The sequence below is a fragment of the Christiangramia fulva genome, from assembly GCF_003024155.1.
GTDB classification, from domain to species: Bacteria; Bacteroidota; Bacteroidia; order Flavobacteriales; family Flavobacteriaceae; genus Christiangramia; species Christiangramia fulva.
In genome coordinates this window covers 2,378,950-2,403,061 of record NZ_CP028136.1, presented here as the reverse complement: position 1 = coordinate 2,403,061, position 24,112 = coordinate 2,378,950, and the positions used below count along the sequence as shown (strand labels likewise).

Genomic DNA, 24,112 nt, shown 5'->3' with positions numbered 1-24,112 from the left:
GCTTTTTAAATATTACCTTTTTTCATTTCATCTGATAAATAATCGGAAGCCCTCCATGCCAGTGCAAGAATGGTCCATGTGGGATTCTTATCGGCCTGGGAAACAAATGCGCCGCCATCCATCACAAAGAGGTTGGGCACATCATGCGCCTGATTGTATTTATTAAGCACTGAAGTATTTCTATCATCTCCCATTCGGGTGGTGCCTACTTCATGAATGATCTGTCCCGGATTCGTGAGTCCGTAATTAGATTCTTTCCCGGGTTTGGTACCTAAAGGAACCCCTCCCATAGACTCGATGATCTCTTCAAAAGTATCCTGCATGTGCGCGGCCTGTTTGATTTCTTCTTCAGACCATTTATAATCGAATTTAAGAACGGGAATTCCGAATTTATCAACCGTTTCCGGATCAATAGTACAGCGGTTATCATGCCTCGGAATACTTTCACCTCTTCCGGCCATTCCAAGGGTAGAACCGTAAAATCTTTTTACATCGTTCATGAATTCAACGCCATAACCTCCGGCTTTTTTCTTTTCTCCATTTTTTCCCGGTACGCGGCCGTTCATACCTTCCATATTAAAACCGAAACCATAGGAAGGCATTCCCATTCCGCCCCAGTATTCAATATGGTAACCCCGGGTAAAGCCAAGATTTTTATTATCATTCAACCACCACGGCGTGTAAAGATGCATACCGCCTACCCCGTCTTCATTATATCGTTTTCTGTCCATCAAAGAAGGAATGAAGCCCATACGAGAAGCTCCCGTAGAATCATGAAGGTACCGGCCAACCACATCACTTGAATTCGCTAGGCCATTAGGATGAGCCGATGATTTGGAATTAAGAAGGATCCTGGCAGAACTACATGCGCTCGCAGCAAGGATCACCACCTTCGCTTTAAGATGATAATCTTTTTGGTCAGATTTATTGATATAGTGTACACCGGTAGCATTTCCATCTTTATCGGTGCTTACTTCCCGGACCATGGCATTCACAAAAAGATCTACATTGTCACTTTCTTTTGCCGGTTTAACCAGTACCGAAGAAGATGAAAAATCTCCATACACCGAGCAGGATCTTGAACACTGACTACAATAAAAACAAGCCTGGCGGTCTTTATTAACCCTTTTTGTCAAAATGGAAAGTCTCGATGGGATCATGGGGATTCCGGCTTTTCCGGTAGCTTTTTTGAGATATAATTCGTGCAGGCGCGGTTTTGGAGGCGGCAGGAAAAAGCCGTCAGGTTCATTGGGAATGTTTTCTTTGGTGCCGAAGACACCTATAAGTTTATCAACTTTGTCATAATAAGGCTTCACATCATCATAGCCAATAGGCCAGTTATCACCTTTCCCGTCAAAATCTTTTCTTTTGAAATCAAGGGGGCCAAACCTCAGCGAAATCCGTCCCCAGTGGTTTGTCCTTCCTCCAACCATTCGGGAGCGAAACCAGTCGAATTCGGTGCCCCATTGCTTGGTGTAAGGCTCCCCTTCTATCTGCCAGCCCCCGTAAGCCATATCGAAATCGCCAAAAGGGCGAACTGTGGCAGCTCCTCTTCTTGGAGACTCATAAGGCCATCTAAGCTGAGTACGTTGTTCGGGATTTGCCGGATCAAAATCTGGACCGGCCTCCAAAAGGGCAATTTTATAGCCTTTTTCGGCTAATATTTTGGCAGCCATACCGCCACCCGCGCCCGAACCTACGATGCAAATATCATATTTCGGGGATTGTTCAATGATTTGAAAGGACATAATAAAAAATTATAATAACTAAAAGGTTTCTAAAACAGGCATTTTTGAATCCTGCCATTGCTTAAGCAATCATTTTCAATAATTTAAAAATCGATAAAATATCTGACCAAAATTGGTATATTTTTCCTGGTTATACTGAAGGTCTCCAGCCGGGAGCATATTCCCTGGACCACAAATTCATCACTTCATCATCCAGAACTCTCCCTGATCGGTCATCAACCTTAAACTCTTTGCCTGAACGATAAGCCATGTTGGCATAATGTACCATCGCCATAGAAATACTGGCATCGGCTATGGGAGCTGTCAATTCTGATTTTCCCCGAACGGTATCAAAGAAATTGACCATATGTGCTGTTGTCATATCGCCTCCTCCGCCAAGGGCTGTTCCCGCTTCATTTGAAGCAGATTCGGTTGTACGGATCACTTTCCCTGCCCTATCTTTTAAAACATATTTATCACGATCTACAAAAACGCTACCTTCTGTGCCGTAAATGATGGTTCCGCGGCCGGCACCGTAAGTTTCATAACCATTACGGCTTTGTCCATCCCATTCAATAATCTTATCACCATTAAATTTAAAGCTGGCCTCCATGCTGTCATACATTTCCCAGCCGTCATTCGGAAAATGCCTTTTTGCTGCCTGGACCTCTACATATTTCGGAAAGCCTACCTGAAGCGCCCACCTGGCGATATCCATTTCATGGGTGCCATTATTTCCGGCTTCGGCAGTACCATAATCCCAACCATACCAGTGCCAGTTATAATCCCAGGTTTCTGCAGTATAATCGCGGCGCGGCGCAGGTCCCTGGAATAGTTCCCAATCCAGCCCTTCCAGAACGGGAGCCGGAGATTGCACCGGAACCCTTCCCCTGGAATTTGTGTAAAATGCCGTGGCTTTATACGGTTCTCCAATGGCGCCATTATGAATTTCATTAATAATTTCTATGGTATGATCTGAAGATCGTTGCTGGTTTCCCATTTGCACGATCTTATAATATTTTTTAGCAGCCGCTAACAGTATTTCGTTTTCGTTCATATTATGGCTGCAGGGTTTTTCAACATACACATGTTTTCCTCCTTTCATGGCCATGATCGAACCGGGAGTATGCCAGTGATCAGGAGTGGCATTGATCAAAATATCAACCTCTTTATCATCGATCACTTTTCGGATATCATTTTCCAGTTTTGGTTTGTAATCGATCAATTTTGAAAATTCTGCTGAAGCCTTTTCACGCTGACTTTTCATTACATCACATAAATATACCAGCCGGACATTAGACGATTTCAGAGAAACAGGTTCATAATAACCGCCAAGCCTTCTACCCAGGCCGGCAATTGCCACATTTAACCTTTCATTAGATCCGATAATCCTTCGGTAACTGCCAGCAGCCATACCCATCGCCGAACTTCCCGCCAACAGTGCGGCACCTCCTAAAACCGTTTTTGAAATAAAATCTCTTCTTGTGGTCATAAATTCAGAATTAAAGAGGTTTAATTTTTATGTTCCTGAAGGCTACGCGATTTCCATGATCCTGCAAAAGGATCCTTCCTTTTTCCAGTTCACCAAAATTTGGCCATTTATCGTATTTACTTTCTGAAACCAGTTTTCGAAATTCATCTGAACCCCTTTCATATTCCAAAACTTTTACCCCATTTAACCAGTGTTCCACATGATTATCTTTGGAAATTATGTGCGCCGTATTCCATTCCCCAATCGGATGAATGGGTTTATCAGGATCAGCCTGAATGAGATCATATAAAGAAGCTACAGTCCTGCTGCCCTCATGATTTCCCAGTTTCGCATCGGGATGGTTCTCGTCATCGAGAATTTGATATTCCAGACCAATGGAAGAGCCCGGACCTTTATTGAGATCGGTATCTACATAATACTTTATCCCGCTATTAGCTCCTTTGGTGATCTTAAAATCTACTTTCAGCTCGAAATCGCCGTAAAGCGAATCGGTTACGATATCACCTCCAGCAGCAGATTCTGCCCCTCCACTAGCCAAAACGATAAGATTTCCATCTTCGATCACCCAGCCTTTTTCCGGAAAATCATCCAGCCTGGCTCCGTGCCAGCCACTGGTAGTCTCCCCATCCCAGAGCATTTTCCAGCCGTTGGCCGCTTCATCTGAAGTCAGTTTATTTTTAGTAGTTTTAGGTTCCAGAGCAATCTTTTTGGAATATTTTGAAAGACTATCGGTAAGAATCTTAATATTCTTCCACATGACCTTTTTTCCGGCCTCATCATCTTTTCCGATAGCATGTACCTGCAGCGCGATAAAACCTTTATCGGTCTTATCATCTATAAGATAAGCCGTGGGAATTTCATTCACCCAGGTTTTAATGGTATCGCCTATAGCTTCGATGCGGTAATGATTCCACTTGTTCTGCCGGAAGGCTTTCTGAGCTTCGGGATTATTTTCGAGGGAATACAGCCAGCCCCTGCGGCCTTCATCATAGATACCCCCGCTCCAGGCCCTATCGGAAGGATCGATCTCTACCTGATACCCGTGAACTCTCCCGTTTTGATAATTGGGAAAACTATTGCTGCGAATCTGGATTCCCGAATTCATTGTGGAATCTACTTTAAAATCGAGTTCCAGAATAAAATCCTCGTAATTTTTTTTGGTGGTCAAAAAAGAGTTGGGAGTATCGTGAACCGTAGAGCCGATAATCATCCCGTTTTGCACCTCATAATCGGCTTCACCACCTTTTTGTTGCCAGCCGCTAAGGTCTTCACCGTTAAATAAAGGAACCCAGGGTGTGGAATCTTTTTCGGTTTCCTGGCAGCCGGTAAGCATTAAAAGCGATAACAGAAGTGGGATCGTTATCGCACTGAGGATGGATTTTTTCATGGGAAAGTAAATTTTCATCTCTAAATATCAGGAATTATTGCCTGATGAACAACTTCTTGTTCGGTTTACTACTCATCCAGAACGTCAATTCTCCACCTTTCATAATATCATCATGCTGAATGAATGGTTCGGTAAGCTCTTTTCCGTTCAGTTCCACTTTTTATACGTAGACGTTCTTATCGCTCTGGTTTTTGGCGGTTATTTTGCAATTCCTTTTTTAATGCTTCCTGGAATAATACCCCGAATCCTTTCCTTTTAATTTGGAAAACATTTCATAAGCCCTGTCAACCTGTTTTGGAGTAGAATGCTTAAATTCTGCCGTGTCTTTATAAACCTTCATCAGGGAATCCAGGCTTTTATGAAGTCTTCTCCGCACCCCGACATATTCTTCTGAATTATAGACGTTATTCTTTTCGTCAGGATCTTTTTCCAGATCATACATCTCCCATTGGTCGATATTATCGTAAAAATGCATCAGCACATATCGATCGGTACGAATACCATAATGCTTTTTCACCATGTGGAAAGCCGGAAAATCGTAATAATGATAATACAGTGAATTTCTGAAATCCTCATCTTTAACCTCGCCCTCAAGTAAGGGTTTTAGCGATTTTCCCTGGAAGCCTTCCGGAATTGGAGCTTGAGCATAATCGAGGAAAGTCTCGGCAAAATCCAGGTTTTGAGTCATGGCATTAATTGTAGTATTCGGTTTAATATGTCCCGGATACTGAATAAGTAGCGGCATTCTGAATGAAGTTTCGTACATAAAACGCTTGTCAAACCAGCCATTTTCGCCAAGGTAGAAACCCTGATCTGAGGTATAGACTACCAGCGTATTATCATCAAGGCCGTTTTCTTCAAGATAGTCCAGAATTTTTCCCACCCCGTCATCAACCGCTTTTACGGTTGCAAGATATTCTCTCAGGAACCGCTGGCCTTTCCATCGTGCCAATTCTTTCCCTTTAAGATTAGCTTCATGAAAAGCATCATTTTTCTTCTGATAGGCGCTGTCCCATTTTCTGCGTTGTTCCTTGGTCATCCGGCTGAATTCATTATGCCATGGATCATGAGCAAGCTCCGGGCTACCTTCCTTTACCGTCATTTTAAGGTCATAGCCTTCATACATATCCCTGTAAATGGTCATTAACTGATCCTGAGCGGCGATTTGCGTGGAATCAAATTCCGGAAAATAACTATCGGGTAACGGAAAATCTATGCTGTCATATACATTGGTGTAGCGCAAAGGTGCCATCCAGTTTCGATGTGGAGCTTTATGGTGCACCATCAGGAAAAAAGGTTTGCCGGAATTCTTTTGCTTTTGAATCCAATCAATGCTTTTTTCGGTAATAAGATCGGTCGCATATCCGTGGATCGTCGTAGTGTCGCCATCATGAATAAAATCAGGATTATAGTAATGTCCCTGATCATTCAGAATATCATAATAATCAAAACCAGTGGGTAATGTTCCTAAATGCCATTTTCCGATAACGGCCGTTTTATAACCATTTTTCTGAAGCACCTTTGGAAGCGTAACCTGTGAGGCGTCAAACTGATCTCCGTTCATCCTGAAACCATTCTCATTGCTGAATTTCCCGGTCAAAATAGTTGCACGACTGGGGCCGCACAAAGAATTTGTACAGTAATTTCTAATGAAAATAGCTCCGTCATGAGCTATCCTGTCGATATTTGGAGTTGGCGCCAATTTGCTGAGCGGATGGCCATACGCACTGATTGCCTGGAATGCATGGTCATCGGCCATGATAAAGATGATATTTGGCCTTTCGGGAGATTCCTTTTCATTCTTATCCTGGGAACTATCACAGGAAATTAAGCTAATCGTAAAAAAAACAAGGGTAAATAATTTCAATATATTTTGAAATGGAGAAATCAAATTCAGGAGTTTTTTGTGGATAAATGAGAGAAAAAATTAATGGTATCCGAAAGATATCAAAAACTTCAAACAATTCTTCCTGCAACAAAAACAAAATAACTTGAATTTTCTGGAAAATAAATTAAACCGTCTAATTTTCCACTAAAAGTTCAGCTTCGTCTCCCATTTAACCAAAACCGCTCTAAAAGATTTGAGGAAAACCGCTTAGTTTCCGAATACAATTTCGATCTTTTGCCTGTTAATCTTCAGGATATTCTTTCAGGAATTTTTCGGCAATGGTTACCATTTGAGAATTTCCACAAATAAAGGGAACTCGCTCATGCAGTTCTTTCGGGACAATATCCATAATATTCATTTTCCCGTCAATGGCTTTTCCCCCGGCCTGTTCAGCTAAAAATGCCATTGGGTTGCATTCGTAAAGCAATCTCAGTTTCCCATTGGGCGCGGTACTTCCCTGCGGATATAAATAGATCCCTCCTAAGAGCATATTTCTATGAAAATCGGCCACCAGAGAACCGGTATATCTCGCAGTAAAAGGACGATTCTCTTCTTCATTAAGCTGCTGCATCCATTTAATGAACTTTTTTATTCCGACAGGGAAATGGATATAATTTCCTTCGTTTACGGAATAAATGCTTCCTTTCTCCGGAAATTTTATTTTAGGATGGGAAAGGAAAAAAGAGCCTACCCCCGGATCAAAAGTAAATCCGTTCACTCCCTTTCCCGTGGTATACACAAGGATGGTGGAGGACCCATAGATAAGATAGCCTGCTGCTACCTGGTTTCTGCCCGATTGCAGAAAATCTTCGTCAGTCACCGTAGTGCCGGTTGGAGAAACACGCCTGTAGATACTGAATATGGTGCCGACCGTAATATCTACATCAATATTAGATGATCCATCCAGGGGATCTATCAGGACAATATATTTCGCTTCCTTATGCATGGGTTCTTCAAAGGCCAGGTAATTTTCCAGTTCTTCTGAAGCTAATCCACAAACTTCTCCCCTGTTCCTCAAGGTGTTTATAAATTCATTATTGGCCATAATATCCAACTTGGCCTGGACTTCTCCCTGTATATTCTCCTTCCCTGCCTTCCCGAGGATTTGTGACAAACCTGCCCGGTTAATGGATTGGTGCACCACTTTTCCTGCGAGTTTGATTGAACTCAATAAGGCGCTGAGTTCTCCTTTTGCGTATGGAAAATCTTTCTGATTTTCGATAATAAATTCTCCAAGAGTTATTGGCCTTTCCATAGAAGTTATTTTAGTCGGTATTTACGTAGGAAAAATCTGTTTCAGATGCCTTTCATATAGATTGTAGGTGACATTCTCTTCTATCCTGGCACGATGTTCCAGAAGCAAGGCCTCGAAATCTTCTTTTTCTGCAGCGATCTTATAGGCGCAATGGAGCAATTGCCTGAAGTGTGGATTATAGGCTTTGGAATTCTCATCATGCCTCAGGGCATCTGCATATTCTTTACCCGAATGAAAACTATCCACTTCAGGCAACTTAACCTTATCTATAGAAAGAACTGAAAAGTAATCTTTTGTGAGCTCGTCATAGCGCTGCAAGGCCTCCTTATAGACCTCTTTGGCAAATTCAAAGGCTTTGCCATCACTTTCGGCTAAACCTATGAGCTCTTCCAGCCAGGTAGTACCGGCCGTTTTGAGATGAAGCCCAAAATTGTGCTTTTTAATGAGCTTTTTCATAACGGGATAAATCGAAAATTTGTCGCTGCCACTATGTACACTGAGCTTCAAATTTTCAGGAAAACCCAATTCTTTTATAGTGAATTTCAGCACCAGCAGATCTTCTTCAAATTCTTTTTCAAATTGCTGAAGATCTCCCTGATAATCCACTCCCTTGTTAAATTCTCCCGTGAATTTGGGCGCGATGGTATTTACCGGAACCTGATAATAAGCCAGGGCCGATAAAATGAAGAACAATTCTACCGGCGATTGCGGATCTTCAACCTCATCTATAGAAACTTCAGTATGAAATTGTTCTTTTTTTGCAGACTTTATGATGGAATAAACCTCTCCCGCCTTTTTCATGGCGAGTAGAAAACTGTTCGTCATCTCCTCCAGTTCTGCTTCGGAAATCTTTATTTCTGAAGAAAAACCATCGATCTTAAAGCCTTTGGTATATTTTTCAAAATACCTGAGAAACTCCTTCTTTTCTTTATTTGAAGCTGATTTTCCTATATAATCGGCTACATCAATGGTGAAAAAATTGCTCACCGGTATGTATGGCTCAACGATTTCGGCATTTATGTGGTCGGCATCTACAAAATATGCCTTTTGGAATTGCAGTTCTTGGACGGCTTTATCGGCTTCCTTACGAATACTTTCAGGCTGTGTCCCCACCGTCCTGTGTTCACGGTGAGATTTATTCCATACGGGAGTTACTTCCACGCCCTTCTCTTCCATCTTCAGAATGGCCTGTAACTGTGCTTTTCCCTCTTTGCCAAACCTGTCACCCGTTCCGAAGGAATATTTGCCTAATTTCATCATTATATATGTTTTTAAACGCCGCTAAAAGCGCTGAAGCCACCATCAACAGGGACTATGATCCCGGTGACAAATTTTGAAGCCTCACTGGCAAGCCAAACTGCCACTCCCTGCAATTCTTCGGCTTCTCCGAAGCGCCTCAAGGGCGTCTGGCTTACGATGGTTTCACCCCTCGCAGTAAGCGAACCGTCTTTTTTGAGAAGCAGGTCCCTGTTCTGTTCACCAATAAAAAAGCCGGGGGCAATAGCATTTACGCGAATCCCTTCCCCATATTTTGAAGCCATTTCCACCGCCAGCCATTTGGTAAAATTGTCCACCGCGGCCTTTGCTGCGGAATATCCCATCACACGTGTCAAAGCCTTTTGTGCGGCCATGGAAGAAATATTGATGATACTTCCCTTTTTATTGTCGGCCATTACTTTTCCGAAGACATAGGTAGGTAAAACCGTTCCTTTATAATTAAGCGCATTTACCTTGTCCATATCATCTATAGAGAGATCAAAAAAGTTCTGATCGGGTCCAATAGTGGCGCCTTTCAGATTACCACCGGCACCATTCACAAGGATATCAATGCTGCCCCATTTTTGAAGGATCTTATCTTTTGCTTTCTTCAGACTTTCTTCGTCCAGCACATCGGCCACCAAAGAAATGGCCTCTCCTCCTTCCGAAGTTATCTCGTCTACCCGTTGCTGCACGGTTTCTGAAGTTCTGCCAAGAATCCCTATTTTGGCTCCCTGAGCAGCAAGGCCTTTGGCTATTGCGCCTCCCAGCACTCCGTTTCCGCCGGTAACTATTGCAACTTTATTTTTTAAACTGAACATAAACCTTCTTTTAAATTTTTTACGCCTGATGGCTTTTCACTATTCCGAATTCCAGCCCCCGCAATTCAGCCAATCCTCTCAAACGCCCAATAGCAGAATATCCCGGATAGAAGCTCTTGTCCCTGTCATCCAGCATTAAATGTCCATGGTCTGGCCGCATGGGAATCGCTGCTCTTTGGTGCTTTTGCTGATTCTTGTAAAATGTCTTCACTAATTCAAACATATTAGCACTTCCTTCCAGGTGATTGGCTTCGTAAAAACACGAATTATGATCCCGTTGTACCGAACGCAAATGCACAAAATGAATTCTCTCATACCATTTATTAATGATAGCCGGCATGTCGTTTTTGGGCGAAGCACCAAGGCTCCCACTGCAAAAGGTAAGTCCGTTGGAATTTTGAGGTACTTCAGTAAAAAAATATTTCAGGTCTTCAGCCGTACTCATCACCCTTGGCAATCCCAGTACAGGCCATGGCGGATCATCAGGATGAATGGCCATTTTTACGCCCAGGTCTTCCGCAGTGGGAATCACCGCTTTCAGGAAATAAACAAGGTTTTTCCGAAGCTGATCTTCTGAGATACCTTCATAGTCCCTGATTCCTTTGCGTAGCTTTTCAATGGTAAAACCCTTTTCATCTCCGGGCAGGGCCATCAGCAAACTTTCTTCAAGAATGGCGATCTCTTCCTTATCCATATGGGAATATTTCTCCTTCGCCTTTTCCAGGATGGCATTTTCATAATCTTTTTCAGCGTCCTTTCTCTTCAGGATAAAAAGATCAAAGATGGCCACATCCACAAAATCGTGGAGCAGGGCATAACTCCCGTCTTCAAGCTGAAATCTCACATTTGTCCGCAACCAGTCGAGTACCGGCATGAAATTATAGCACACGGTCGTAATTCCGCATTTCGCCAAATTGGCAAGGCTCTTCTTATATTTTTCAATATAATCATCGCGATCTTCCCTGCCCTGTTTGATATGCTCATGTACGGGGAGACTTTCCACCACATTCCAGTTGAGTTCAAAATGCAATTCCCTGTTGCTCTCTTCCAAAAGAGAGATTCGTTTTGTTATTTCCTCGACCGTCCACACCTCTCCAACCGGAACATGATGAAGCGCGGTTACGATTCCATGCGCGCCGGCCTGTTTTACGGCTGCTAAAGAAATTGGGTCATGAGGCCCGTACCATCGCCAACTTTGTTGAAAAATCATAGGTTTCATTTTTTAAAGATCGGGTCCCCGAATCTGAGATTCAGGACAATCATAAAGATACAATTCAGGAAATAAAAGCCAGCTTTTCTTGCTTCTGAATTCTGAAAAGCAAAATAGAAGTATTTCGCAAAACCTTCATCATGTACTTACCGGCTGTGCAAATCCTTAGCCGGCAAATTTCAATGCTTCTTCTCCCATTCAGGATAATCCTCTTTAAGAAGTTTCTCAGCGTAATTATCAATATAATTATATCCGGCTCTTCGTTCCTCCTCAATATCTGCAAGATGTTTTTTCTTTACTCCGTCCCGTCCCACAAAAAATGGCTCCCCGGTTTCTATATCGTTGAACCTTCCCCAGAGAGGACCTGCAGAAGAATCCTGTACCACTATCCTGTCTTTTCCTTCAGAATAAGACGGATCTTTTACCCATTCTACCTTTTCACCCATTACTTTATGGTCTTCAAACCACTGCACTGCACTCCTGATGGATCTTTCAACTCTTTCTCCAGGATTTTTGATTCCCATTAGAAATTCTACCACCCCTACACTTTCCTGTCCGCTAAGGGAAATCAATTCGTAAGCCCGCGCATTGGCAGGTAATAATGTGTGCTCATCGTGCTGGGCACACCAAATGGTGAGTTTTCCGTTTACAGGAACCTGCATTTTCAATAGCACATCGACACCTTTTTCTACTGCAAGCCTGGCTTTTTCCATTCGCTCCTTATCTACAAAATCTACCGGTTTTTGATTACGTGCAATCGCTTGTAATAACTTCATGACGCCTATCATTGCTCCATCATTCAGGGTAATATGCTCATAATAACCCTCGCGCAAGGGATAAAACTGAGGCCAGCCACCATTGTCGTATTGCGCCTCAAGCAAATAATCTACCCCATTCAGGAATGCAGCTTTGTATTTCTCCTCGCCGGTGGCTTCATATACTTTCGCCAGGAACCACATTTGGGTGTGGGTAGCACCGTTGTCGATCGTGCTGGCAAGCAAATGGGATCCTTCGATTTTCAGATTTTTTAATTTTTTCAGATCGGGGTCCTTAGACATATCAAAATTTTTGGGCCAGCCGCCGTCTTCATTTTGATAGAACAACACATTATCTGCGATGTGCTTAGCCTCTTTTGAGGCAAACCAGGAATCGTCTTTCGCATTCACCTTTCCAAGGATCTTATCGTACGACTGCGCATGCAGCTGAAAATTTGCTGTTGCAATGAGCATAAAAATACTCAGTACGAAATATGTCTTCTTCATAATTGATTATGATTTAATCTTCAAGTATTTCCTTTGACAAAACCTCTGGCTTGATATATTTTTGAAGCCCCAGATCCTGCCGCGCAGCAGCTTTCAGTGCCAGGCTCGCTTCCAGGGTGGCGCCTAATTCTGAAAGGTGCGTGTCGTCATGTCTACCTTTAGGCTCATAAGGATCATCTCCCGGCTCCAAATGTAGGTGAAGCTTCTTTGAACCTTCCGGGCCGTACTGCATTTCCAGGCGTTCTGTAAGCCACCCCATATCAATAAAGGGAACGTCCATTTTTTGCGCGACCAGCCTTGTCACCAGCGGATAATCGCCGTGGGTATCAACCAGTACTCCATTTTCATTGAAATTGCGTCGCACGATAGAGCTCAGCAGAATTGGAGTCGCTCCTTTTTCACGGGTCTCCTGTACAAACTTCTCCAGATTGTGCCAATATTGGGTATAGGGATTGGTGAATCTTGTGGAATCTTTTATTTTTTCATCATTATGCCCAAATTGGATAAAAACGTAATCTCCTTTCTGAAGCTTGTCTTTCACCGTTTTCCAGCGTCCTTCATCAATAAAACTTCTTGAACTGCGGCCATTTACCGCGTGGTTCTCAACTTTTATATCTGAAGTCATCAATTCCGGTAGCATTTGGCCCCATCCGTGTTCAGGATTAACATCTGGATCTTTTTTGTCAGCCATTGTTGAATCGCCAATGAGATAGAGGGTCGGCTTCTGCTGTGCTGATATCGTTAGTGAAAACAAGATCAGCATACTGGCTATTATTTTCTTCATTTTGAATAGTTATTTTAAAAATTAATTCCTCTATTTTTTATTTTCTGCAGTAGGATTCCAGTTATCCTTACCACCCAAAATATTCTCCAAATTATATTTCTCTACCTCTTCGGAGGAGAGCTGATGAGACCATTCCACGCGTTTTTCAGGTGCAGCACCGGGTCCGGTGCTATGGTATTCGGCATAATAGGCCGTTTCTTCTTTATTAGGGAACATTTCATCTCCTTTCCACGGATTCCAGCCTTCAGACCTGATATGGTTCCCCAGATCAGAATTTATAAAAACGGTTTTTGCATAAGATCGCCACGGCCTGCCCAGATATACCTCGTTCACCCCTTCCGCAGCTATGAGTTTACAGTTGATAAAAACATAACCGAATTCCTGGCCTTTGGGAGTAGCCGCAGCCGTCACGAAAGAATCGGCGAGGCTTTTTATCGTACAATTCTTAAAAACCGCAGTTGCTTCTCCGAAGATAAAATCGGTAGTGCCTTCAATATAACAGTTCAGATACAGTTGCCTGCTACCTTCATTGGCGGTATAAATGGTGTCCTGGCAACCCAGAATATTACAGTCTTTAATAAAAAAGCGATCGCCCTCCACATGCAGGGCCACTGCCTGTCCTTCACCACAAGAAGAGTTCCTAATAGTTAAATTTTGAATATGAATATCGTCGCCTTCTACAAGTAATGTGTAGGAGGTAAAAGTGGACAGTTTTTTACCTGTTTGGGAATCGATCTTTCCGCTGAAGTCATCGTTGGTGATGACCGTATTCTCCCGGTCTTCGCCCACCAGCGTGAGTTTGTGCTTCCAGGAAGGAATTTCTATTTTTTCGTTGTAAGTGCCTTTTTTGATGTGGATAACGACTTCTGCCGGCCCTAGGTCACGCGTAGAATTTATGGCTTCCTGGATACTTGAAAAATCTCCTTTCCCGTCTTTGGATACCGTGATCTCCCGATATGGCTGATCTGGAGCATATTTCAGGGTTCTGTTGAGGAAATTTACCGTATACTCCAGGGTAGTTTCGAACCAGGGGCGCATCAGCCAAAAGGAATGCGGCGTATCCGGAAGGGTATGAACTTCGTTGTAGATCCCGTTCTTATTCAGAATTTTGATCATGTCGTCCCGACCCGCATGAAAACGTGGATAAGAACTATTCAGGAACAAGGTGGGAGGAGTGTTTTCATCTACATATTCAAGCGGCGAGGCTTCTTTCCAAAGATCCTGCTTTTCTGAACGCGATCCGCCAAACCAGGTAGCCGCCATCCAGCCTTCCTCGGCATCGGGATGAACAAACGAAAGGATCCCATCAATATTCACGATCGCCTGCACTTTGTCTGAAACATCAGGATCTCCAGTTTTATAGAGGTCAGAATCGGCAGTTACTCCCAGCAAGGTGGCGAGCTGCCCTCCAGCGGAAGCCCCCAGCACCGCGATCTTATTCGTATCTATATGATATTTTTCGGCATTTTCACGCATCCATTTCAGGGCGTCTTTCAGGTCAAGAACTGCGGCGGGATACTTGGCCTCCTTTCCCAGGCGATAAGCCGCAGCTACACCCACAAAGCCATTCTTTGCAAGATACTGGGCCATCATCCGTTCATTTTCCTTACTGCCGGTAAGCCAGCCTCCGCCATGGATCAGCAAGACAGCCGGGTATCTTTCCGCAGAATTTCTGCTGGGCATATAAACATCAGCCTTCAGCTTTTTCCCATTTACTTTTTTGTAAACCTCGTTCTCCTTCGCAACAATTTCTTCAGAAGAAAGAGGTTCCACAGGGGTGATAAAAGGATAATCCTTTTTCAGCTTGACATAGGTCGTGGCAACCGTATAGGGTTTAACTTTATGGTTTTCCTGAGCACTTACCGCCCAAAACACTCCAAAAAATAGGAGCAATACCAAATATATCTTCCTGAGCTTCATTTCATATCGATTTTTAGTTTGTTGAATTTGCCTGACCACTTAAGTCTTTCAGGCCGTTGAAAACCATTTGCGCTACCGCTTTGGCTCCTTCAGGCTGAAAATGTGTATTATCATCATCTCCTTCCGGATAAGCTTCATATTTTCGGGCAGGGAGATTCATAAAGTAATTTTTAGTCACATAATCCCGGCCTTTTTCAGAAAATTTGTCCATAGAACGTTTATTGAGGTCAATGAGCCTCACATTCATTTCTCTGGCTACATCAATCGCCGCAGGATAATATTCCCCATGAACATTTTCCAGGTGGCCTTCCTTCCAGGGGTAATTTCTTGCCACAGGGGTAAGGATTATTGGGATTGCACCTTTTTCGCGGGATTGGGTGATAAACAACCGCAAAAATTCTTTATAGCCCTCCACATCCACATAACGCGCAGGATGATCTTTAGAGGCATCATTATGACCAAATTGGATAATTACAATATCATTTTTTTCCAGATTATCAACTACTTTTCTCCAGCGGCCTTCCTGGAAAAAAGTTCGGGTACTTCGGCCGCCTCGAGCAACATCTTTTACAATCACACTGTCGGCTTTTATTAATTCCGAAACTTCTTCAAGGCTATCCTTCACCATAAATTGCTGAAAAACCTGTCCCCAGCCGGTAAGCGGGTAACGTTCCTTCATGTAATCCTTACCGGGATCATAATCTCCGGTATAATCGGCCATGGTAGAATCACCCACTAAGTAAACGGTGATAGAATTCCTTTGACTTCTGAAGGCAAGAAAAACAAGACTCAGAAGAAAAACTGATAATAAAATTCTTTTACCCATGTCATTTTATTTCACTTCGATTGCCCCGAGATCGGGAGCTTTGCCTTCATAGCTTCTGCCCAGTATCTCACCGGCATCAATAAGTTTACTGTTCTTTTTAGGACGCATAAAATCGATATCAGGAAGGCTGCCATCACTCTTCCGCGGAGCTGAAAGTTGAGACCGATCAAGTGAGACAAAATCATTTTCGTTAATCTTGAAATCCATCTGCCAGCTGTTGTTCTCCACTTTTTCAACCTCAGCATTATATTTGCCCATTTCTCCTAAAACGAGCGTATTCATGATCACGATCTTCTCCAGCTGATTTTTTTCTGCAAAAGCCAGGTTACGCCCATTTCCGGTGGCCGAGCAATTGAGAATTTTAACCGTCCCCCGGTTACTGTTATGGTCAAAACCATCGGCTACATTATGGACAGAGATACACCGGTAGTAGGTCGCGTTGTGCTTTCTCGCCTTATTATCGCTCCCCCCGGTCTTAAAGCCATTACCATCACCTTTGCCTTTGGTGCCATCTTTTAAATAACCATTATTGAAAGACCAGCAATGCTCGTAAGTGGTTTCAATATTATCGGCTTCCCGCAAGTAACCGTCCCAGCCATCATCGAGGTTGTTCCAGCTGCGACAGCCGATGAATTTATTGCCAGAACCCACATCCATCTTTACGGCAAAACCATCGGCATTTTCCAGTTTGGAGTCGGCATTGTAGAATGAATCGCAGTTGAGAATAGTGTTATTGGAAGCACCATCATCCAGCTGCAGCCCGGTGTCTGAACATTCAGAGAAACTGCAGAATTCTATAATATTGTCATTTCCCCGCACCTGCATTCCATTATCGCCGGCATTGTAGATCCTGAGGCCTTTCAGGTGCCAGTTGTCTGCTTTAAGAACAATACCCTGGTTGGAAGAATTTTCTTCCATGGCGGAAAAATCGAGCAGGGGCCGTTCGCCGGAAGTATCTCCAATTAGGTAGATCTTATTATCACTTTCGCCGGAATCATTGATATAAAAGCGTTCGTCAAGTTTATAGGTGCCCGCGTGCACCACGATGGAATCTCCGGGTTTTGGTTCATCCAGGGCTGCTCTAAGCTCTTCCGAAGTTTTTACTTCAATAAGATTTTTCTTTTTTCCCGCGGAAGCTTTTTCTATCGTCCTGGCGATTTCAGCTTCTGAAATTTCACTTTTTGAGAAGTCGATATTTTCACTCTTGCCCAGGATTTTTATCGCTGGGAAGGATTCAATTTTATTAAAGCTGAAATTCTTAAAATTGAGATCACTGCTATTGTAGATCACCAGCGCCGGTCCTTTCTTCCGAAGTACCTTAACATTTTTTAATCCAATATCCTTAGCATCTATGATGGTGATCCCTTCTTCAGCTTCAAAAAGAGAATTTTCCAAATGGGCATTCTCCAACTTCATTTCAGGAAGTCCAACTATAATAGCCGCTTTTTTTGAACCGGTAGAAGAAATATTCTTCATATAAATATTGCGGAAAATAGGAGTCTCTTCGGTCACCGGTTCCAGGCTCTCATCACGCTCTTCGTCCTTCGCATTTTCATCGGGATCCAGAACCGGAGAATTTCCGTTATAGAACATATTGAAGCGCACAGCTTCGGAACCAATATTAACCATATTGATGTTAGAAATGTAGATATTCTCTACCACTCCGCCCCGGCCGCGGGTGCTCTTGAACCTCAGGCCCGAATCGGTACCAACGAAAGTACATTTGGAAACATGAATATTCTTTATTCCGCCAGACATTTCGCTGCCCACCACAAATCCGCCGTGAGCGTGATAGACAGTGTTATTCTTTATCACCACATTTTCGGTAGGCATTCCACGTTTGCGCCCTGCCTCATCTTTTCCCGATTTAAGGCAGATGGCATCATCACCCACATCAAAGCTGTTATTGTAGATAAAAACATTGCGGCAGGATTCAAGGTCAAGACCATCTCCGTTTTGCGAATACCAAGGGTTGCGAACCGTAAGATTGCGGATAATCATATTCTCGCTCATTAGCGGATGAATGTTCCATGCAGGAGAATTCTGAAATGTTGGCCCGTCCAGTAGCACATTTTTGCAATTTCTTATGCTCACCATCACTGGCCTGAGGAAATCTTTTACCGATTTAAGTTTGTTTTCATCGATCAGGTCTGGAACATTAAAATTACTGCTGCTATTGAAGCCTTTTTTTGAACTTTCGGAAGGAAACCACATCTTTTTATCGTCTGAAAGCACACCTCCTGAATTCACCAGATTTTCCCAGTTCGCAGGAGCCATTTTCCCTTTTTTCACCGGCCGCCATGCATCGCCGCTTCCATCGATAATGCCTTTCCCCGTAATAGCTATATTCTCGGCATTTGTAGCACTAATGGGAGATTGATTGCGGACGGTATTGAGTCCCTCAAAACTGGTTTTCACCAAAGAATAATCATCAAGATTTGAACTGAAAAGAACAAGTGCTCCTTCCTGCAGATGCAGGTTCACGTTGCTTTTAAGAACAATTGGTCCGGTAAACCAGATGCCGCGAGGTACTTCTACAGTCCCACCTCCTTTTGAGTTTACACTACTGATAGCCTGAGAAAAAGCTTTGGAATTATTAAAAATTCCGTCCCCTATTGCTCCAAATTCGGTAATGCTTACCGAAAGTTTGGGAAAATGTGGAACTTTAAGCTTAGACATATTGAATTCGAGGCCCTCATAAAGTTTTGAATCCAGCGTTGAAATTCCCTGGGAATGGATCTTGTGATGGAATCCAAAGAGAAGAAAGAACAGAATAATGTATATCGATTTTTTCATGTAATTTTTTATTTGGTGATCCGAAACCAGTCAAAGTCGGCATAGCCGCCGCGCTTTGCCTCCTGCGTACTTACGCTAAAAAGGCCAATTTTGGCACCGACCCATTTTCCCGGAACCGCCTTAAATGTTTTTCCGATTTCAGTGAATTTTTTGCCATCAGAGCTGTAGCTAAACTGGCAGATGGCATCGGGTGCAGAAACCTGCACCCGAAAAATAATGTCATTAGAGTCAATACGCTTTTCAGCAATAATTGTTTCTGCTTTTCCTCCTTCGGCATCCAGAGCTTCTGTTTGCCTGATGAGGAAGCCCTGCTTGTCGTGAGTGAGCGAAAGAGTAGCGTAGTCTTCGCCAAAAATAATAAGGCCAGCACGCTTTCCTTCGGTTGCCTCCTCCGGAAAAAGTGACAATTTGGTGGTAGCGGTAAATTCGGATGCAGGGAATTTCTGAAGCAACAGGTTAGGCTGCAACCAGAGATTGGGTGCATCTTCCGGAGTTTTAATAGAAAAAAGCCGAAGATGATCGCTTCCTCTTAATTTTGCCTTCCACACCACCTCGGGATTTGCATTCCACTGCCATTGTAAGCCGATGGAATCCTTGTCAAATTCATCAGACTCCTGCGGAGCAGTCCTATCACTTTTACCTTTAATTTCAGGCTTTTTATAAGTTTCCACCGGCTCTCCTATTCCATTTCCATCGAAATCCTTCCCAATAACCGGCCAATCATTTTTCCATTCCATCGGTTCCAGGTAAACCACCCTTCCGTAGGCTTCCATATCACGGAAATGATAGAACCAGGAATCGCCTTCAGGAGTAGTTACCCAGGCTCCCTGGTGCGGACCGTTAATATTGGTGCTTCCCTGCTCCAGCACCTTCTTTGCTTCGTAAGGACCATAGATGTTTTTGGAACGCATGGCCAGCTGCCATCCTGTAGGCACACCTCCGGCCGGTGCAAAAATGTAATAATAGCCATTGCGCTTGTAGAACTTGGAACCTTCCACAGTAGGATTGGCATCATGACCGTCAAAGACATGCGTTCCCCGGTCCAGGACTTTTGTTCCTTCAGTATTCATTTTATTGACGGTTAGCAGACTTTTGACTCCTGCGCGGCTCCCCGCCCAGGCATGCACCAAATAAGCCTTTCCATCCTCATCCCAAAGGGGACAGGGATCTATGGCTCCTTTTGCTTCCATCACCAGGACTGGCTCATCCCATTCTCCATAAGGATCTTTGGTTTTCACCATATAAATACCGTGATCGGGATCGCCCCAGTAGATGTAAAATTCATTGTTATGGTATCGAATGCTCGGTGCCCAAACGCCATTCCCATGTTGAGGGGTCTTAAATTCCGCTTCCGAAACCTGGATGGGCAGGGCGTAATTGATCAATTCCCAGTTCACCATATCTTTACTGTGAAGAATTGGCAATCCCGGGGCATTGTTAAAACTGGAGGCGGTCATGTAAAAATCATCCCCCACGCGTGTCACATCAGGATCGGAATAATCAGCGAAAAGGACGGGATTCTTATAAGTCCCATCTCCCTTGTCGGCCATCCAAACTTCAGATTTATAAGGTTGTTGCGCCAGAAGAGAAAAAGAACAAAATAATATACAGGAGCACCAGGTTTTCATAAATCTTTATTCATCGAGTTGCAGGCTCGCAAGGATAAAAGGACCGGTTCCTTTTGGATCGTTGGAACGGATCTTTTCATTCACGTAGTATTCGTAGGTTCCGTCGCGATAAGGATCGCCACCAAGGCCGGCCACGGCACATACCTGGTTCAAATTAACAACACCATTTTCATCTACAGTTACCAAATTATTCAGGATTCCCTGATAAGCTTTTTTTGCATTAGCTATGTATTTCCCAGGAAGATAGCCTTTTTTCACTCCCTTGGCCAGCGTATAGGTAAACATGGAAGATCCGGAAGCTTCCAAATAGTTACCTTCCTTGCCTCCTTTATCAAGAACCTGCCACCAAAGTCCTGTTTTGTCATCCTGGACTTTTACGATGGCATCGGCAAATTGATTCAAATAGCCTATCAGTTTCTGGCGGCCTTCAAAATCTTCCGGTAAATAATCGAGCACATCTACGAGGGCCATTCCGTACCAGCCCATAGCCCGGGACCAGAAATTAGGAGATGTTCCCGTTTCTTTATTTGCCCACTTTTGCTCTTTGCTGGCATCCCAACCGTGGTATAAAAGGCCGGTTTCAGGATCTAAAGCATGCTGCTGGATAAGTTCAAACTGGTGCACCACATCATTATAGGCTTTCCGGGCTTTTTCACCTTCTGAAAACATCTGCGTATAATGAGCGTAGAATGGTTCGGCCATATATAACCCATCGAGCCACATTTGGTTGGTGTACCTTTTCTTGTGCCAAAATCCGCCGTCGTATGTCCGCGGCTGGGTATCTATCTGACTTTTCAAGGTTTTGAGAGCTTTAAGGAACCGCTCTTTATGTGTTTTAGGATAAAGAAAAAGCAGGACATTTCCAGAATTGAGCATATCGAGATTCTGTTTTTCCAGATCGTAGGTGCGAATTTCACCTTGATCGGTCACCATCGTATCGGCAAAATTGTAGATATAATCGTAATACTTCTGCTTGCCGGTTTTCTCATAAACTTCCTGCGCCGCCTTAAGCACAAGGCCGTTAGTATAGCTCCACTTTGGTTTGTCTGAAAAGTCCAGTTTGGAAGCTTCCGGAAAACGATGCATTTCAGAAAGCATCATTCGTTGGGACCATTTCAGATCCCTCGGCACTATGAGTTCCTGAGATGCCGTGTTTACAGCCTCCTCACCCGTCGTCTTCTTTTCATTACCACAAGATGTGCAGATGGTTAGTAAAAAGAGTGCTATAAAATTGATCTTTGATAAAAAAAACTTCATTATTCCTTAGAATTTAGGCTTCCGGTCTGGTCAAGAACCTGGAGCTTTTGGTTCAAATCATTCAAAAATTCTTCCTTGCTGGTGATGCCCTGCTTCTCTTCGTCCCAGGCAGCCAAAGGATAATAAGTGATCTCTTCGGAAGTGGGCTTAAAGATGAGCAGGTGATCATCGGGACCTTCTACGATCTTTGAAACTTCATCGGACTTGTAGAAAATGGCCATGCCAAGTTTATCGGTTTCGTTCACCAGTGTTTGTGTACCATAGGTAGCGATATAGGCCCATTTGCCCGAATCGCTTACTTTCTTGATCAACGGAACACCTTCCACCTTCACTATGCCGGTGGTAAGACCTTCAATTGCTTTGGAAGGATCCAGTTCTACCTTGAGGTAGCGATCATCAGGAGTAATAGAAATATTTGCTTCCAGGTCTATGGTTTTTTCACCGGTTTTCCAGTCTTTATAATTAATTGTCACCGAAGCATTCTCTTTGTTGTTATGAACTTTCGCAAAAGTCTTTGAAACATTGCGGAAGTGGGCCACGGTATCGTTCATATACCGGCCAAAACCACCAATTCCGAGGGCTTTTCCGGAGTGAAGAATATCCTGACCCCAGGGAGAAGCTTCATGGTAAGAATCGAAATTATCCTGCCCCACGTGTGGTAGCACCAGGGTATCGACTCTTTTCCCGAAGATATCAATGGCATTTCTCCAGTCTAAATAAAGCCTATAGGCTATATTCTTATTTTCCCAACCGGGTCCTTCATACCTTATAAAGTAAGAATGATCGGTATGGTTCGCCGGCAATTCAACTGAATCTACATTCTTAAAGGTTCCACCCTCATATTTTCTGCCTTTCCATTCGCCACCTTCTTTTATGGACAATTCAGAGTAAGTACCAAAATCGGTATTTTGCACGGTATCTTTTACTGCAGCATTTTTAGCAGTAGAATTCTGGTCTTCCTGGTTTTTACAGGAAAAAAGAATGGCCGAAGCCAAAACAGGAACTAAAAAAAATTTTTTCATAATTTCAATAATTGGTTTTCGATTTTAAAGCTCAAAAGAAGCCGGACAGCGCCGGCTTTCCTTTTGAACCCTTAATAAACAATATTAACACACACTATTAATTAATTGTTTCATTGGCCTCATTTCACTGAAGAAAAGAGGATCTAATATTTTTTACCGTTGATGGTGGTGTTTTCATATTTAATAGGTTCTGAATGCTCAATAGAAACAGGGGTTTCAGCTCCTTTAATGGTGACATTTTTCAAACTCACGCCTTTTACAGGAGACTCCTCCCTACCTGTAATGAGAATGCCAAATTTTCCACCTTTTTCAACATTTACATCTTCAAGCCTTATATTCCTGATCACCGGCATAAATTCTCCTTCCTGGTTGTCATAGATGCCGTAATGCGTGTTTATCTTTAAAACAGCTTCTTTTACCTCGCCTACTTCCAGATTTTTTACATATATGTTCCTGATAGTTCCCCCACGCTTGGTATTGGTTTTTATCCGAATGGCTCGCTCGAGTTCCGGACTGTTCATCTTACAGTTCCTTACAAACACATTGAGCACGCCCGCTGAGATTTCACTTCCTATTACCACTCCCCCATGGCCGTCTTTCATAATGCAATTTTCGATCACGATATTTTCGCTGGGAATTGCCACCCGACGTCCGTCTTCATTACGACCCGATTTTATGGCTATACAGTCGTCACCTGTATTGAATACACAGTTCGTGATATGAACGTACTTTGAATATTCGGGATCACAGCCGTCATTATTGGGGCCATGGCTATTCACGGTAACACCATCTATGGTTACGTTCTCTGATTTTATTGGATGTAGTATCCAGAATGGTGCATTTGTAAAGGTTACGCCCTTTACCAGTACATTCTCACATTCAAACGCTTCAAAAAAGGAGGGCCGTATCTGATGCCCTTTTCCGAAGACGCGATCGGAAACCGGAACGCCTTTTTCGTTCATATTTCGCAGGGTAGGAAGATTATTTTCATCATTTTGCGAAGGTTCACCATCTTTATGACCATAGGTATCTTTTCCTGCCCAGGGCCACCAATTTTTATTATCGGCCTGCCCGTTGAATATACCTTTACCTGTAACTGCCACGTTTTTCTCACCATAAGCATAGATCAAGGGAGAATAATTCATCAGTTCCACGCCTTCATAAGAAGAGTGTACCACGGGTAGATAAGCATCTTTATCAGTTGTGAAAAGTACTTCGGCTCCTTCCTGTAAATGCAGGTTTACATTGCTTTTTAAATGTATGGGACCGGTAAGAAATTTCCCCTGTGGCACCAACACCATTCCTCCTCCCTGAGCAACACATTCGGCGATAGCTTTCCTGAAAGCTTCGGTATTGTCTACTTCGCCCCCGGCCTTCGCACCAAAATCGGTAATATTGAAAGTTTTATCGGGAAAGGACGGAATAGCAATATTCTGGACAATCTCATCGGCTCTTTGCCAGATGGAATCTTTAGCGACAACGGTATCTTTCGCGGCAATACGGCTATCCTGATCTTTACAGGAAGAAAAAACAGCCACGAGGGCTATGATAATTATTGAAAAGGAGAAAGGTTTCATACT

18 protein-coding genes are annotated in these 24,112 nt (G+C 43.3%); all 18 read right to left on the bottom strand.

Annotation, left to right across the window (positions count from 1 at the left end):
- Window positions 1-5: 5 nt before the first annotated feature.
- Window positions 6-1,748: a GMC family oxidoreductase gene (locus C7S20_RS10590; protein ID WP_107012445.1), complete on the bottom strand. Its 1,743-nt coding sequence runs from the start codon at window positions 1,746-1,748 to the stop codon at window positions 6-8.
- A gap of 130 nt (window positions 1,749-1,878) precedes the next feature.
- Window positions 1,879-3,219 (bottom strand): Gfo/Idh/MocA family protein, encoded by a 1,341-nt coding sequence (locus C7S20_RS10585; protein ID WP_107012444.1) that lies wholly within the window; start codon window positions 3,217-3,219, stop codon window positions 1,879-1,881.
- Window positions 3,220-3,229: 10 nt separating this feature from the next.
- Complete coding sequence (locus C7S20_RS10580) at window positions 3,230-4,606, bottom strand: 3-keto-disaccharide hydrolase (protein ID WP_227008995.1); 1,377 nt, start codon at window positions 4,604-4,606, stop codon at window positions 3,230-3,232.
- A 34-nt stretch (window positions 4,607-4,640) separates the two neighbouring features.
- Complete coding sequence (locus C7S20_RS19635; RefSeq protein ID WP_257791332.1) at window positions 4,641-4,763, bottom strand: hypothetical protein; 123 nt, start codon at window positions 4,761-4,763, stop codon at window positions 4,641-4,643.
- 60 nt (window positions 4,764-4,823) lie between these two features.
- A complete protein-coding gene (locus C7S20_RS10575; RefSeq protein WP_227008994.1) occupies window positions 4,824-6,473 on the bottom strand; it encodes a sulfatase family protein in 1,650 nt (549 codons plus the stop codon).
- Between the two features lie 262 nt (window positions 6,474-6,735).
- On the bottom strand, window positions 6,736-7,749 hold the full coding sequence (gene fbp, locus C7S20_RS10570; RefSeq protein ID WP_107012442.1) for a class 1 fructose-bisphosphatase: 1,014 nt from the start codon (window positions 7,747-7,749) through the stop codon (window positions 6,736-6,738).
- Between the two features lie 21 nt (window positions 7,750-7,770).
- Window positions 7,771-9,009, bottom strand: a complete 1,239-nt coding sequence (locus tag C7S20_RS10565; RefSeq protein WP_227008993.1) for a tagaturonate epimerase family protein — start codon at window positions 9,007-9,009, stop codon at window positions 7,771-7,773.
- 11 nt (window positions 9,010-9,020) lie between these two features.
- Complete coding sequence (locus C7S20_RS10560) at window positions 9,021-9,827, bottom strand: SDR family oxidoreductase (protein ID WP_107012441.1); 807 nt, start codon at window positions 9,825-9,827, stop codon at window positions 9,021-9,023.
- 19 nt (window positions 9,828-9,846) lie between these two features.
- On the bottom strand, window positions 9,847-11,037 hold the full coding sequence (gene uxuA, locus C7S20_RS10555; protein WP_107014196.1) for a mannonate dehydratase: 1,191 nt from the start codon (window positions 11,035-11,037) through the stop codon (window positions 9,847-9,849).
- A 179-nt stretch (window positions 11,038-11,216) separates the two neighbouring features.
- The gene (gene pelA, locus C7S20_RS10550) at window positions 11,217-12,299 is read right to left on the bottom strand and encodes a pectate lyase (protein WP_107012440.1); all 1,083 of its coding nucleotides are present in this window, start codon (window positions 12,297-12,299) and stop codon (window positions 11,217-11,219) included.
- 13 nt (window positions 12,300-12,312) lie between these two features.
- The gene (locus C7S20_RS10545) at window positions 12,313-13,083 is read right to left on the bottom strand and encodes a rhamnogalacturonan acetylesterase (protein ID WP_107012439.1); all 771 of its coding nucleotides are present in this window, start codon (window positions 13,081-13,083) and stop codon (window positions 12,313-12,315) included.
- Window positions 13,084-13,113: 30 nt separating this feature from the next.
- Window positions 13,114-15,003 carry a pectinesterase family protein gene (locus C7S20_RS19770; protein WP_227008992.1) on the bottom strand — a complete coding sequence of 630 codons (1,890 nt, stop codon included), beginning with the start codon at window positions 15,001-15,003 and terminating at the stop codon, window positions 13,114-13,116.
- Window positions 15,004-15,016: 13 nt separating this feature from the next.
- Window positions 15,017-15,829: a rhamnogalacturonan acetylesterase gene (locus C7S20_RS10535; protein ID WP_107012438.1), complete on the bottom strand. Its 813-nt coding sequence runs from the start codon at window positions 15,827-15,829 to the stop codon at window positions 15,017-15,019.
- Between the two features lie 6 nt (window positions 15,830-15,835).
- Entirely contained in the window at window positions 15,836-18,625 is a 2,790-nt protein-coding gene (locus C7S20_RS10530) for a glycosyl hydrolase family 28 protein (RefSeq protein ID WP_107012437.1), read from the bottom strand.
- Between the two features lie 8 nt (window positions 18,626-18,633).
- Complete coding sequence (locus tag C7S20_RS10525) at window positions 18,634-20,253, bottom strand: glycoside hydrolase family 43 protein (RefSeq protein ID WP_227008991.1); 1,620 nt, start codon at window positions 20,251-20,253, stop codon at window positions 18,634-18,636.
- Between the two features lie 6 nt (window positions 20,254-20,259).
- Window positions 20,260-21,510 (bottom strand): glycoside hydrolase family 88/105 protein, encoded by a 1,251-nt coding sequence (locus tag C7S20_RS10520; protein WP_107012436.1) that lies wholly within the window; start codon window positions 21,508-21,510, stop codon window positions 20,260-20,262.
- Window positions 21,510-22,532: a DUF4861 family protein gene (locus C7S20_RS10515; RefSeq protein ID WP_107012435.1), complete on the bottom strand. Its 1,023-nt coding sequence runs from the start codon at window positions 22,530-22,532 to the stop codon at window positions 21,510-21,512. The genes C7S20_RS10520 and C7S20_RS10515 overlap by 1 nt, the downstream gene beginning before the upstream one ends.
- Before the next feature lie 143 nt (window positions 22,533-22,675).
- Window positions 22,676-24,109, bottom strand: coding sequence for a glycoside hydrolase family 28 protein (locus C7S20_RS10510; RefSeq protein ID WP_107012434.1), 1,434 nt, complete (start codon window positions 24,107-24,109; stop codon window positions 22,676-22,678).
- Between the last annotated feature and the right edge of the window lie 3 nt (window positions 24,110-24,112).